We start from the raw sequence: 13741 nt of genomic DNA on the forward strand, positions 1-13741 counted from the left end.
GTCGTCGCGACATCGAGAATGTCGTAGCCGCGATAGTGCAAGTCGTTGCCCGTCTTGCCGACGGTGCACAGCGCGGTGTTGCCCGCCGTCACGCCCGACAGCGCGACGGATTTCTTCGGCTTGAATGCGCCCGCGCTTGCGGTGCTGTTGTCTGCTTCGCTCATGAATTTGTCTCCTGAAACAAGGGTTATTTCTTCGCTGCGAACAATTGGTCGAGCTTGTCTTCGTAGGCGTGATAGCCGAGGTATTTGTACAGGTCGGCGCGCGTCTGCATCGTTTCGACGGCGGCCTTTTGCGTGCCGTCGCGCTTCACCGTCTCGTAGAAGTTCAAGGCCGCTGCGTTCATCGCGCGATACGCGCCGCAACAATACAACGCGATGTCGACGTTCGCATCCTTCAGTTCATCGACGGTGAAGAGCGGCGTCGAGCCGAACTCGGTCAGATTCGCGAGGATCGGCACGCGCACCGCAGCCTTGAAGCGGCGATAGTCATCGAGCGATTTCATCGCTTCGGGGAAGATCATGTCCGCGCCCGCTTCGACATACGCGACGGCGCGCTCGATCGCCGCGTCGATGCCTTCGGCGGCGGCCGCATCGGTGCGCGCCATGATGACGAACGAATCGTCGGTGCGCGCATCGACGGCGGCTTTCACGCGATCGACCATTTCGCCGGTCGGCACGACTTCCTTGCCCGGACGGTGCCCGCAGCGCTTCTGTCCGACCTGATCTTCGATATGCACGGCCGCCACGCCCGCCTTGATGAACGAGCGGATCGTGCGCGCGATGTTGAATGCGCCGCCCCAGCCGGTGTCGATATCGACCATCAGCGGCAGCGACGAGGCGTCGGTGATGCGGCGCGCGTCGATCAGCACGTCTTCCATCGTGCTGATGCCGAGGTCGGGCATGCCGAGCGAATTCGCGGCCACGCCGCCGCCCGACAGATAGAGCGCCTTGAACCCGACGGCTTCGGCCATCTTCGCGGCGTAAGCGGTGATCGCGCCGACGACCTGCAGCGGCGATTCCTCGCGGACGGCCTGGCGGAACCGCGCGCCGGCGGTCTGTGCGGACTGGATTTCGGAACTCACGTTTGTCTCCTGAAAAAGTGCTGCATATAAAAGCAACTACCTTGCCAGCTTGCGATATTTTTCTAACTCGTTGATTTTTAGTGATTTAGACGTTTCGGCTCCCAGCGCTTGATTTCACGCCTGAAATTTCCTGTTTCGAAACTGAAATCCGTAGCGCATACTGGATTTTTTTGCGCAGACGATCATGCAAACCGAAACCGGGTCGCGCCCGCGCATCTGGGCGGTCGGCATCAGCCGGCTAAGGGATTTGTTCATCGATCTCGTCGACACCTACGCCGATCGCGCCGAACTCGATGTCGTGGCGCTCGGCTTCGAGGATGCCGCGAACAGCATCGAATCGGCGCGCGACGGCCGGCCGGATGTCGTCGTGGCGGGCGGCTCGAACGGCGCTTATCTGAAGAGCCGCGTGTCGGTGCCGGTCGTCGTCATCAGTCCGACCGGCTTCGACGTGATGCATGCGCTCACGAAGGCGCGGCGCGAGGGCGCGAGCGTCGCGCTCGTCACGCACGGCGACACGCCCGCGGAAATTCGCCGCTTCCTCGCCGTGTATGGCATCGACGTGATTTGCGCGTCCTATCGCTCGGCGCAGGACGCCGAAAACCTCGTGCTCGATCTGCGCGATCGCGGCGTCGATGTGGTCGTCGGCCCCGGCCTCGTCGCGGATCTGGCGGCGGACGCGGGCATGAGCGCGGTGTTTCTGTATTCGCGCACGTCGGTCGTCGCCGCGTTCGAGACGGCGCTCGAAGTCGCGCAGGCGATGCGCCGCGAAGTCGCGCGGCGCAATCGGCTCGACAACCTGTTGCAGCATCTTCGCGATGGCGTCGTCGCCGTCGATGCGCTTGGCCGCATCGAAGCGATCAATCGGCGGCTCGCCGCCGCGCTCGGCATCGCGGATGCGTCGCGCGCCGTCGGACAGGCGTTGCTCGATGTCGCGCCCGAACTCGACGGCGTGCTGCCTTCCGCCGACGGCGACGTGTTCGGCGCGGTGCGCGGCGTGAGCTACGCGATCCATCGCGGACCGCTCGCAAGCGATGGCGCGTCGGGCGGCACGATCTTCACCTTCCAGGAATCGCGCGCGGTCGAGCGGCTCGACCGGACGCTGCGCTCGCGGCAGGGCGCGCAGGAATTCGTCGCGCGTTATCGGCTGGAGGATGTCGTCGGCGAATCGGAGTCGATCGAGCGCGTGCGTTCGCTCGTGCGCCGCTACGCGAAATCCGACGCCACCGTGCTGATTCTCGGCGAAAGCGGCACGGGCAAGGAGATGGTCGCGCAGAGCATGCATCGGCTGAGCCGCCGCAAGGACTTTCCGTTCGTCGCGATGAACTGCGGCGCGTTTCCCGAAGCCCTGCTCGAAAGCGAGCTTTTCGGTTACGAGGAGGGCGCGTTCACCGGCGCGCGCAAGGGCGGCAAGGCGGGGCTGATCGAGGCGGCGCATCGCGGCACCTTGTTTCTCGATGAAATCGGCGAGATGCCGCCGTCGCTGCAAAGCCGGCTGCTGCGCGTGCTGCAGGAGCGCGAAGTGATACGGCTCGGATCGACGGAGCCGACGCGCGTCGATATTCGCGTGATCGCGGCGACGCATCGCACGCTCGCGCAAGGCGTCGCCGATGGTTCGTTTCGCGCCGATCTTTTTTATCGCATCAATATTCTGAGCATCGCGTTGCCGCCGTTACGCGCACGTTCCAGCGACGTCCTGCTGCTGGCGACCGCGCTGCTGACACAGGCCGCGCGGCGCGACAAGGCGCTTGCGTCGCGCGTGCCCGATCGCGAAGCGGCGGCGCGCGTGCTCGCGCCGCTGGAAGATGCGCTGTGCCGATATCCGTGGCCGGGCAATGTTCGCGAGTTGCAGAACATCGTCGAGCGTATCGCGGTGGAGTTATCGGATCGGGATGCGCCCCTTGCACTCGCGCTCGACGAACTGGAAGCGATCGCGCCCGAGCTGTTCGAGGACAAGTCCGACGCAAACGCGGACCGCTCGCTGCGCGATCTCAGCCGATCGGTGGAAGCCGATCAGGTCCGCGCATCGCTGGCTGCGTTCGGCGGCGATCGCGATGCCGTCTGCAAGGCGCTCGGCATCAGCAAGACGACGTTGTGGCGAAGGCTCAACGCGAAGCCGAAAAGCTGACGAGCCGCGTAAATGTGTCCGTAAGCTCGCGCTGCTAGCATCTCCTCTCTTTCCCAATCCAGAACCTAACGAACTCATGAAAAAGGCTGTCATTGCTGTGTTTGCCGCTGGTGCGGCATTTTTTTCCGTCGCTCCGGCTTTCGCCGCTTCGCACAATCACCATCAGGTTTGCCACAAGGTCAAAGTGCATCATCACTGGGAACGCCACTGCAAGTAAGCGCGTTTCGCAGCCGAAGGCGATGAGCCCCGTTCGCATCTTCCGACGGGGCTTTTTTTCGTCTCGCGACGCCGCGATCGCGCCGTGAAAGCGCGCTGTTAACAGTCGCCGTCGCCTATACTTTTTTCGCAGTCAATCGATATCCATACTGCGGCTTTCCCGAACGGAAGCGCTGTTGCTCATGCGCGATTGCCGCCTTGTCCTGCTTCCTCTCTGCCTCTTTATGCACGCAAAGAAAACGCGGCGCGTCAATACGTGCGGCCGCTTCACTTTCATTCGATGAGGACACCATGGCTACCTACATCATGCTGCTGAATTGGACCGATCAGGGCGTGCGTACCGCGAAGGACACGGTCGATCGCGCGCGCGCATTTCGCGAAGCGAGCAAGGCGATGGGCGCGACCATCGGCGCACTGCACTGGACGCTTGGCGCATACGATCTCGTTACATCGTTCGATGCACCCGACGATGAAACCGCGACGCGCCTCGGCCTCGCGCTCGGCGCACTCGGCAACGTCCGATCGACGACGATGCGCGCGTTCGGCGAAAGCGAGATGGAACGCATCGTCGGGGGATTGAAGTGAATCGGATAACTTAATAACGCATCGACCTCTGCATTTCGTGTGCCCGGGCGCGGCACGGTCATTGCGCAACTCATGATCGAGCAGACGGAAACGCCTGCGTCCTAATTTCCAGTCCGATCAAGGAGGGACGGATCATGAACAAGGCAATTGGCACACTCATCGCGGCTGTAGCCGCGGCGGCACTGTCGAGCGGCGTTTATGCGCAGACGGCGGGAGGATCGAGCGGCTCGACGGGCAGCACCGCCAGCCCGGCGAATCAGGTGAACGGCGCGACGGGCGGATATGGCACGCCGGGCACCACCAATTCCGGCAGCGGCATGGCCGCCAAGCCCAATAGCGGCTTGCCGAGCAGCACGAACAGCACGACGAAGTCCGACGCGCCCGCGCCGAAGAGCAACAACACGCTGGCAACGCCGAGCGTCGTATCGCCGGCAGCCGGCCAATAACGCCGTATGAAAGACGGCGACCCATGCATCGGGTCGCCGGGCGTTGTGCGCTGCAATGCGTAGCATGCGGATGTCGCAAGTTGCGACATCCGCATGCACAGGACTTCGGCAGGGTGTCCGATTTTGCGACAAACCCTGCCGATGCCGTCATCACAGAACGCGAAGGCCATCCACGCAGGCTCACGCGATGCCCGCGCTCGCATCGCGATTGGCGTGGTCCTTGCTCTTATCCCGGCGCATCGCTTCAGGCGAAGCATCGACGATAACGAACAAGGAGACATCACGTGAAGGCTGCCGTGCTGCATGAGTACGACGAAACGTTGTCCCGCGACGAATTCGTCCGCTATCAAGACGTCCCCACTCCCGAAATCTCGCGGCCCGACGATGTGATCGTCCGGATCGGCGGCGCGGGTGTGTGCCGGACCGATCTGCATATCGTCGAAGGCATCTGGCGCAGCAAGGTCGATATCGCGCTGCCCTACATCATGGGCCACGAGAACGCCGGCTGGGTCGAGGCGGTCGGGCGGGGCGTCGAAAGCGTCAAGGTGGGCGATCCGGTCATCTGCCATCCGCTCGTCACGAGCGGCCACTGTCTCGCGTGCCGGCGCGGCGACGACATGCACGCGACCGAAAGCCGTTTTCCCGGCATCAACGCGAACGGCGGCTATGCCGAATATCTCGCGACCGGCGAACGTTCGCTGATCCGCCTGCCGTCCACGCTCGCGCCGAAGGACGTCGCGCCGTACACCGACGCGGGCCTCACTGCCTATCGCGCCGCGAAGAAGGCATCGCGTCATCTTTTGCCGGGGCAGTTCGCCGTCGTGATCGGCGCGGGCGGTCTGGGTCACATCGGCATTCAGGTGCTGAACGCGCTGTGCGCGGCGGAGATCATCGTCGTCGACCGATCGGAGACCGCCCTCGCGCTCGCGAAGGAATGCGGTGCGCATCATACGGTTCAGGGCGGCGACGACGCCGTCGAGCGCGTGCTCGAACTCACGCAAGGCAACGGCGCGGAAGCCGTGATCGATTTCGTCGGCGAAGGCAACGCGATCGCGCAAGGCCTCGCGATGACGCGCAACGCGGGCTTCTATTACATCGTCGGCTACGGCGGAAAGATCGACATTCCGACGATCGACATGATTACGAGCGAAAAGACCATCGTCGGCAATCTGGTCGGCACGTATCCGGAACTCGTCGAGCTGATGGCGCTGGCCGATCGCGGACTCGTCCATCTCGCGACGCGCGAGTATCGACTGAGCGAGGCGAATCAGGCGCTGCGCGACCTGCATCACGGCAAGGTGAAGGGACGCGCGGTCCTCATTCCGTAACGACCGGCCGGCCTCGCGACAGACGAGGCCCGCAAGCCAGGCTTTCAGCGGAGAACGCCATGACTGCGCAGGGCCAACCCACGCCCATATCGGAGCGCGTGCGGCTCGTGATCGAGCTCACGTGGATCAATTCTGAGCATCTGCGAAGCAAGAGCCGTTTCGCGGGCGTCGAAATCGAACTCGAAAGCGCGCTGGCCGCGAGCCGGCCCGAAGCACGCACGTCGCTGCAATTGTTGCGCATCGAAATGCTGCGCGATCAGCTTTGGGAAGCTGACCGGGCGCTGAGCGCGCTGGAGGAAGAGCGCGCGCGTCTGGAGGCGGCGCTCGCGAACGCGGAGGCGGCGACGCGCACCGCGCATGGCCGCGATCCGCGATGAACGTAAGCGCGCCCACGCCGCTCGTCGAGCTGCTCGGCGCGTGCTGGACGGCGCACGCGAGCGTGACGGCGGCGGCGTGGAATGTAGGCGGGACTCACGCGGGCTTCACGCTCGGCGATGGAACGCTCGTGCTCGCGTCGGGCGAATGGGAAGGCGGTCCGCAACTCAAGGCGCACGAGACGCGCGGCGTCGAGTTGATCAAGGCCACCGCGCCGCCGCCGCCGCTCGCGCGCTTTGCGATCCACGATGGCGCGAGCCTCGGGCTCGCCGCCGATGCCGATGGAGGCTTTCTGAGCGCGGGCGATGACGGCAGGCTCGTGCAGATGGACATCGATGGCAATGTGCGCCAGCTCATAGCGCAGCACGGCCGACGAATCGATCACGTCGCCGTCTCGCGCTCGGGCGTGCGCGCGTATGCGAGCGGCGCGCTGGTGCGGCTCATCGGCGCGATGGAAAGGGAGTTGACGCTGCCCGCTTCATCGACCGCGCTGATGTTTGCGCCCACCGCGCAGCGACTCGCCATCGCTCACGCGGGCGGCGTCACGCTGTGGGATACGCGCGCCGCGACGTCGCGGCTCTTTGCGTGCGCCGGATCGCCGCGCGCGATCGCGTGGAGTCCCGATGCCCGGTATCTCGTCGCGGGCACGGAAGGCAACGCGCTGCACGGCTGGCGTCTTCCCGATGGCGACGATATCGAACTCGGCGGCTATGCGCTGCAGCCCGGCTCGCTGTCGTTCTCGGCGGACGGCCGCGTGCTCGTCACGAGCGGCGGACCGCGCGCGGTGTGCTGGCGCTTCGATCCGCCCGATGCGGATGATCGTCCGCGCGAATGCGGCGTCGCGGGCAGCGCGCCGGTGAGTGTCGTCGCGTGTCATCCGTCGTTGTCGCTGATCGCGGTCGGTTATCGAAGCGGCGCGGTGCTGTTGTGCCAGCCCGGCGGCGCGGACGTGCTGTTCGTCCGGGCCAACGGCGGTGCGGCGATATCCGCGCTTGCGTGGGCGCCCGACGGCGGGCGTCTCGCCTATGGCACCGAAGCCGGCGAGATCGCGCTCGTGTATTTGCCGCACGCGTTATTCCGCATTTCAGGTTCGCATTAGACGCTCGAGGGAGACGGAGATGACGACCGATGCATCCACGAAGGAAGCGTTTTTCGAGCGGCTCGGCGCGCTGTCCGACGACATGATCGCCGCGCATGGCCGCGACTTCGCGATGGGCGCGCTGATACTCGCCGCGCGTTTCATCGCACAAGGTCAGCCGGTCGCGGATGCGGCGAATGCAAGCGCGAGCAAGATCATCGTCGACCATTGAGTGATGTCGCAATTCGGGACACCGTAAGAAATTCGATCGTCGCGTTCCACGACACAAGCGCATCGAAAACCGATGAAACACGGCGTATTCGCGGATGGCACGCTTGTCGCTCTTCAAGCTGCCGTGCCGATGCAAACGGCGCAATCGCCCTGTAACCGGACAAGGAGAGCTCGATGTCAGAAGCATTAACGCTCAACAAGATCACATCCCAGCGAGGCATCAGTATCGGCGAGGCGGCAAAACGCGTCGCCGATCTCGGCTGGACACCCAGTTACGTTCAGGAAGCGATGACCTTCCCGACGGACTACAAGATCAGCAAGGCGCCGCGCGATCCGATGAAGCAGGTGCTGCGCTCGTATTTCCCGATGCAGGAGGAAAAGGACAACCGCGTCTACGGCGCGCTCGATGCCGCGCTGCGCGGCGACATGTTCCGCAATGTCGAACCGCGCTGGGTCGAATGGATGAAGCTGTTCCTCGCGATCATTCCGTTCCCGGAAATCTCGGCCGCGCGCTCGATGGCGATGCTGGGCCGTCTCGCGCCCGGCGAAGAACTGCGCACGGGCTTCACGATGCAGATGGTCGACGAGTTCCGCCACTCGACGATCCAGATGAATCTGAAGAAGTGGTACATGGAGAACTACATCGATCCGGCGGGTTTCGACATCACCGAAGCCGCGTTCGGCAAGTGCTACGCGACGACCATCGGACGTCAGTTCGCTGAAGGCTTCCTGACCGGCGACGCCGTGACGGCCGCCAACGTGTTCCTGCAAGTGGTCGCGGAAACGGCGTTCACGAATACGCTGTTCGTCGCGATGCCGTCGGAAGCCGCGCGCAACGGCGACTACGCGCTGCCGACGGTGTTCCTTTCCGTGCAATCGGATGAGAGCCGTCACATCGGCAACGGCCATTCGCTGATGATGTCGGTCATCAACGACCCCGACAATCATCTGCTGCTCGAACGCGATCTGCGTTACGCGTTCTGGCAGAACCACGCGATCGTCGATGCGGCTATCGGCACGTTCATCGAATACGGCACGACGGACCGCGACAAGAAGAAAGAGTCGTATGCGGAGCTGTGGCATCGGTGGATCTACGAAGACTATTACCGCACCTACATGCTGCCGCTCGAAAAGTACGGCATCAAGATTCATCACGACGATGTCGCCGCCGCGTGGGATCGCCTCGTCAAGAAGAACTACGTGCACAAGGTCGCGCAGTTCTTCTCGGTCGGCTGGCCGGTGAACTTCTGGCGCATCGAGGCGCAGACCGAGAAAGACTTCGAGTGGTTCGAGCACAAGTATCCCGGCTGGTATGCGGAGTTCGGCGAGTACTGGAAGTGGTACGCGAAGAAGAGCGTGCCCGGCCAGACCAACATGCTGTTCGATCAGGAGAACGGCTACGTGTATCCGCATCGCTGCTGGAGCTGCCTCGTGCCGTGCCTGATTCGCGAGGACTTCTGCGTCGATGAAGTCGACGGCAAGCTCTACACGTATTGCTCCGAGCTATGCCGATGGACGCACAAGGTCGCGTTCGCGTCGGAATACGAAGGCCGCCCGACGCCCGCGATGGGCCGTTTCAGCGGGCGCCGCGAATGGGAAGAGGTCTATCACGGCTGGGACCTCGCGGATTGCATCAAGGATCTCGGCTTCGTGCGCAGCGACGGCAAGACGCTCGTGCCTCAACCGCATCTGCGTTTCGACAACCGCGACATGTGGACGCTCGATGATGTGCGTGGCCACACGATCCAAAGCCCGATCGTGTTGATACGAGAGATGACGCCGGAGCAGCGCGAGAAGCACATCGCGGAGTATCGCGCGGGCTTCACGATCAATCCGTGCAATTGACCGATGCGAGGGAGGCGCGTATGAGCGGCGATGAGTCTGTGACGCACACGGTCCGCTTCGAGCCGGTCGGTGTGGAGATGTCGGTCGAGGAAGGCGAAACGGTGCTGGAAGCGGCGTTCCGTCAAGGCATCGCCGTCATGCACGGATGCAAGGAAGGGCAGTGCAGCAGTTGCAAGTCGTTGCTGGTCGAAGGCGACGTCGAGATGAAGAAGTATTCGACCTTCGCACTGCCCGACTACGAGAAGGAATCGGGTCACGTCTTGCTTTGCAGGACGCTGGCCTACAGCGATCTCACCGTCGAACTGCTCAACTACGACGAAGACCTGATGCGCCGCTCCATACCCGTCGCCGAATACGACGCGACCGTCACGAGCATCGCCGCGCTCACGCACGACATCAGGCTGCTCGAAGTGGAACTGAGCCGTCCGTTGCGTTACTGGGCGGGGCAGTACGTCGATCTGACGCTGCCATCGGCGGGCATCACGCGCTCTTTCTCGATGGCCAATCCGCCCGATGGCGAACGGCGCCTCTCCTTCATCATCAAGAAGTACCCGAACGGCGCGTTCTCGTCGCGGCTCGACGAAGGTCTCAAGCCCGGCGACCGGATGATCGCGAAAGGTCCGTACGGCACCTGCTTTCGACGCGAGGATCAGCCCGGCCCGATGGTTCTCGTCGGCGGCGGATCGGGCATGTCGCCGCTGTGGTCGATCTTGCAGGACCACGTCGCGAGCGGCGAAGAGCGGCCCGTGCGCTTCTTCTACGGCGCGCGCACGCGCCGCGATCTGTTCTATCTCGACGAGTTCGCGGACTTCGCTGACAAGCTGCCGGACTTCCGCTTCATACCGGCGCTCTCGAACGCCGAACCCGCCGACGAGTGGACGGGCGAGACGGGCTTCATCCACGAAGTCGTGAGCCGCACGTTGCGCGACGAAGCGCTCGCAGGCGATATCGATGCCTACACGTGCGGTCCCACGGCGATGATCGACGCCGTGATCCCGGTGCTGCAAATGGCCGGCGTAGAACCGGAACGGCTGTATTTCGACAAGTTCACGCAGGCGGTCCGATGACGGCCCGTCGCCCTGATATTCGCTGATCGGAAAGGAGACATGACATGAGTACGTCGACGGAGCAGTCATCGCCGCTTAAGTCGGGCGCTGCGGGCGCGGCGCAGTTCGTGGGCTGGGACAGCCGCAAGTACAACTATTTCGAACCGAAAGGACGCAAGGCAAGCCATTACGAAGACATGACCGTCGACGTGCAGCCAGACCCGAAGCGCTATCTCATTCAGGACTGGATACTGCAATTCGCCGACGGCACGCCGACCTATTCCGAAACGTGGACCGCCGCGCAATGCTCGGACTGGCACACGTTCCGCGCGGTCGATGAAGAATGGGAGCGCACGCACTATCAGCGCCAGTCGACCATCGTCGGAATGATTACGAACGCGATCGGCAATGCGCGGCGCTCGGGCGCGGTCAAGCGCTTCGACAAAGCCTGGGTGAAGGTGCTCGAACATCATCTCGGCGCGTACAAGCACGCGGAATTCGGGCTCGGCACGGCGACCATGCACGCGCAGCGCTACGGCTACACGCAGATGATCAATAGCGCGATCCTGACCAATGCATCGTACAAACTGCGCTTCGCTCAGGACTTGACGTTGTATCTCGGCGAGATCGCGCTCGATCTGCCGGGCTTCGATCTCGACGCGGGCAAGGAGCACTGGCTCAACGATCCGATGTGGCAGGGCACGCGCCGCGCGATCGAAACCATCGGCGGCGCGACCGATTACCTCGAAAAGTATTTCGCGGTGAACGTCGTGTTCGAGCCGCTCGTCGGCGATCTCTTTCGCAGCGGCTTCATCATGCAAGTGGCTGCCGCGCAGAACGACTTCGTGACGCCGACCGTGGTATCCGCCGCCGAAGGCGACTACGAGCGCAATCTCGCCAACGCGGTCGAGCTGTTCCACATGCTCGCCAACGATCCCGCGCATGGCGATGCGAACCGCGCGCTCTTCGGCGCATGGCTCGACAAGCATGGCGCGCTCGCCGCCGATGCCGCGAAGCATCTTCAGCCGATCTGGTCCATTCCGCACGCGAAAGCCGCGCAATACACCGACGCCCTGAGCAGTTCGGTCGAGCGCGCGCAACTGATCGCGAAGGAAGTCGGCATTCCGTTTTCGCTCTCCATTCAAGCCTGAATCCACCGCGAACAGGAGCCGCTCATGTCAGTGCATACCGACAACATCTTCAAGCCGATCAAGGATCTTCGCTTCGATCAGACCATCTCGCATCAATGCGGCGTCACGATGAACGACAGCGTCGAGGCGCGCGCGATTGCCGAACTGATGGCGACGAAGCCGGGCATCACCGTGACGTATCTGCCCGCGATGATCCGCATCGACGGGCAGGGAAAGATCGAGTTCAAGATGGGCGAAATCAGCGACGTGCTGGGCCGCGAGATGACGCCACATCTGTTCGAGATATCGACATCGACGCATTACGGACGGATGGTGATGATCGACGACGATACCGTCGTGCTGTTCGGCAACATGGAAGACGCAATGGCCTACGAATGAAAACGTTCGCGGGTGCGCCCGCGAGCGACAACCCCACGGAGACAGCAACATGTTCAGAACCCAGGACGGCGAGGACATTTTCATCATCGACGGGCACGTTCATCTTTGGGACGGCAGCAAGGCGAACGTGAAGAACGTGCATGGCCAGCAGTTCATCGACTGCTTCTATGCGTATCACAAGAACCTGAGCCCGAAGGAATACCTGTGGCCGAAGGAAAAGTTCGACCAGTACGGCGAAGCGGTCATGTATGAAGACCTTTTCGTCACCGGTTACGACGACATGGCGATCTGCCAGCCGACCTATCTGACCGACTTCTACAAGAACGGCTTCAATACCACCGAAGCGAACTATGTGGTGAAGAAGAAGTATCCGCATCGGTTCATCGTGAACGGCGCATTCGATCCGCGTGACGGCGAAGCGGGGCTCGAACGTCTCGAGGAGCTGGCGCAGTTGTACAAGATTCAGGGCGTGAAGCTCTACACGGCCGAATGGCGCGGCGACAGCAAGGGCTACAAGCTCTCCGATCCGGGCGCGTACCGGTTTCTCGAACGCTGCGAGAAGCTCGGCATCAGGAACATTCACGTTCATAAAGGACCGACGATCCTGCCGCTCAATCGCGATGCGTTCGATGTCGCCGATATCGACGACGTGGCGACGAGCTTCCAGAACCTGAACTTCATCGTCGAGCATTGCGGCTTGCCGCGTCTCGATGACTTCTGCTGGATCGCCACGCAGGAGACGAACGTGTATGGCGGCCTCGCGGTCGTGCTGCCGTTCATCCACACGCGGCCGGAATACTTCGCGCATGTGATTTCGGAGCTGCTGTTCTGGATCGGCGAGGACCGCATTCTCTACGGCAGCGATTACGCGATCTGGTCGCCGAAGTGGCTCATCGACAAGTTCATGGCGTTCGAGTTGCCCGAATCGGTCGCGAAGGAAACGGGCGCGAAGCTGTCACTGGAGGCGAAGAAGAAAATCCTCGGGCTGAATGCGGCGCGTCTGTACGGCATCGATATCGAGGCGCAGAAGAAGCTGCTCGAACAGACGCCGCAAAGCGCGGTCGCGCACGCATGAGCGCCGCGAGCGCGGTGAGCGAACCGGCGGCGCAAGTGTGGGAGCGGCTCGCATCCGTCATCGATCCGGAACTCGACGAGTCGGTGACGGAGCTCGGCTTCGTCACGTCCGTCGATGTCGATGCCGATGGCGGCGTGAGCATCGCCTTCCGGCTTCCGACGTACTGGTGCGCCGCCAATTTCGCGTATCTGATGGCGGCGGACATGCGCGCGGCGATCGCGGATCTGCCGTGGGTGACGGGCATCGGCATTACGCTCGACGAGCACATGTACGCCAACGAGATCAATCGCGGCATGGCGCAGAACCTGTCGTTCCGGCAGGCATTCGGCGATGCCGCGAACGACGATCTCGACGCGGTGCGGCAGACATTTCTCGTCAAGGCATTTCAGCGCAGGCAGGCGGCGTTGCTCGCGCATCTGCTGGCGAGCGGGCGCGAAGCGGAGGCGCTCGTGCGGCTCACCATCGGCGAGCTTGCATCGCTTGCCGACGAGCCGGAACGCGCGCATCTGATCTCGCGTTACATGGAACGGCGTCACGTATGCGGCGGCGCGATGGACGAAGCGCAGCCCGCGTTCATCGACATACACGGCGCGCCGCTCGATCCCGCGACGCTCGGCGCGTATCTGCGCGAGTTGCGGCGCGTGGGCGTCAACGCCGAGTTCAACAGCGCGCTATGCCGCGGTCTTCTTGCGGCGCGTTACGACGATGTCGAAGAGAAGCCGGTTCGCTTCTATCCGCGAACGCGCGATGCATCGACGATACGGACATAAATCGAAAG

The 13741-nt window shown here is 63.1% G+C and carries 14 protein-coding genes and 1 pseudogene; 13 read left to right on the forward strand and 2 right to left on the reverse strand.

What is annotated here, in order from left to right; translation table 11 throughout:
* Both NCR93_RS30055 and prpB read right to left on the reverse strand, forming a co-directional pair.
* Window positions 1–164, reverse strand: a pseudogene (locus NCR93_RS30055) (2-methylcitrate synthase); the annotation flags it as partial.
* A 23-nt stretch (window positions 165–187) separates the two neighbouring features.
* Entirely contained in the window at window positions 188–1084 is an 897-nt protein-coding gene (gene prpB, locus NCR93_RS30060) for a methylisocitrate lyase (RefSeq protein ID WP_008345869.1), read from the reverse strand.
* A 184-nt stretch (window positions 1085–1268) separates the two neighbouring features.
* Between prpB and prpR the strand changes: the two genes are divergently transcribed.
* The 13 genes from prpR to NCR93_RS30125 all read left to right on the forward strand — a co-directional run bounded on the left by prpR (window position 1269) and on the right by NCR93_RS30125 (window position 13733).
* Window positions 1269–3209 (forward strand): propionate catabolism operon regulatory protein PrpR, encoded by a 1941-nt coding sequence (gene prpR, locus NCR93_RS30065; RefSeq protein WP_175982212.1) that lies wholly within the window; start codon window positions 1269–1271, stop codon window positions 3207–3209.
* A 507-nt stretch (window positions 3210–3716) separates the two neighbouring features.
* Window positions 3717–4010 (forward strand): GYD domain-containing protein, encoded by a 294-nt coding sequence (locus NCR93_RS30070; RefSeq protein ID WP_008345865.1) that lies wholly within the window; start codon window positions 3717–3719, stop codon window positions 4008–4010.
* A gap of 134 nt (window positions 4011–4144) precedes the next feature.
* A complete protein-coding gene (locus NCR93_RS30075) occupies window positions 4145–4456 on the forward strand; it encodes a hypothetical protein (protein ID WP_175982211.1) in 312 nt (103 codons plus the stop codon).
* Window positions 4457–4740: 284 nt separating this feature from the next.
* On the forward strand, window positions 4741–5784 hold the full coding sequence (locus NCR93_RS30080; protein WP_175982210.1) for an NAD(P)-dependent alcohol dehydrogenase: 1044 nt from the start codon (window positions 4741–4743) through the stop codon (window positions 5782–5784).
* 59 nt (window positions 5785–5843) lie between these two features.
* Window positions 5844–6161, forward strand: a complete 318-nt coding sequence (locus NCR93_RS30085) for a hypothetical protein (protein ID WP_008345862.1) — start codon at window positions 5844–5846, stop codon at window positions 6159–6161.
* Window positions 6158–7258 carry a WD40 repeat domain-containing protein gene (locus NCR93_RS30090; protein ID WP_175982209.1) on the forward strand — a complete coding sequence of 367 codons (1101 nt, stop codon included), beginning with the start codon at window positions 6158–6160 and terminating at the stop codon, window positions 7256–7258. Before NCR93_RS30085 ends, NCR93_RS30090 begins: the two co-directional genes overlap by 4 nt.
* Before the next feature lie 19 nt (window positions 7259–7277).
* Window positions 7278–7469, forward strand: coding sequence for a hypothetical protein (locus NCR93_RS30095; protein ID WP_008345859.1), 192 nt, complete (start codon window positions 7278–7280; stop codon window positions 7467–7469).
* A gap of 173 nt (window positions 7470–7642) precedes the next feature.
* The gene (locus NCR93_RS30100; RefSeq protein WP_008345857.1) at window positions 7643–9313 is read left to right on the forward strand and encodes an aromatic/alkene/methane monooxygenase hydroxylase/oxygenase subunit alpha; all 1671 of its coding nucleotides are present in this window, start codon (window positions 7643–7645) and stop codon (window positions 9311–9313) included.
* Window positions 9314–9333: 20 nt separating this feature from the next.
* A complete protein-coding gene (locus NCR93_RS30105) occupies window positions 9334–10380 on the forward strand; it encodes an NADH:ubiquinone reductase (Na(+)-transporting) subunit F (protein ID WP_175982208.1) in 1047 nt (348 codons plus the stop codon).
* 44 nt (window positions 10381–10424) lie between these two features.
* The gene (locus tag NCR93_RS30110; RefSeq protein ID WP_008345854.1) at window positions 10425–11510 is read left to right on the forward strand and encodes an aromatic/alkene monooxygenase hydroxylase subunit beta; all 1086 of its coding nucleotides are present in this window, start codon (window positions 10425–10427) and stop codon (window positions 11508–11510) included.
* A gap of 24 nt (window positions 11511–11534) precedes the next feature.
* Window positions 11535–11888 (forward strand): MmoB/DmpM family protein, encoded by a 354-nt coding sequence (locus NCR93_RS30115; protein ID WP_008345851.1) that lies wholly within the window; start codon window positions 11535–11537, stop codon window positions 11886–11888.
* 49 nt (window positions 11889–11937) lie between these two features.
* Window positions 11938–12963 carry an amidohydrolase family protein gene (locus tag NCR93_RS30120; RefSeq protein ID WP_008345850.1) on the forward strand — a complete coding sequence of 342 codons (1026 nt, stop codon included), beginning with the start codon at window positions 11938–11940 and terminating at the stop codon, window positions 12961–12963.
* Complete coding sequence (locus NCR93_RS30125) at window positions 12960–13733, forward strand: metal-sulfur cluster assembly factor (protein WP_175982207.1); 774 nt, start codon at window positions 12960–12962, stop codon at window positions 13731–13733. The genes NCR93_RS30120 and NCR93_RS30125 overlap by 4 nt, the downstream gene beginning before the upstream one ends.
* The last annotated feature ends 8 nt before the right edge of the window (window positions 13734–13741 follow it).

Origin of the sequence: Caballeronia sp. ATUFL_F1_KS39, from assembly GCF_023630985.1 — a bacterium.
Lineage (GTDB): Bacteria > Pseudomonadota > Gammaproteobacteria > Burkholderiales > Burkholderiaceae > Caballeronia > Caballeronia zhejiangensis.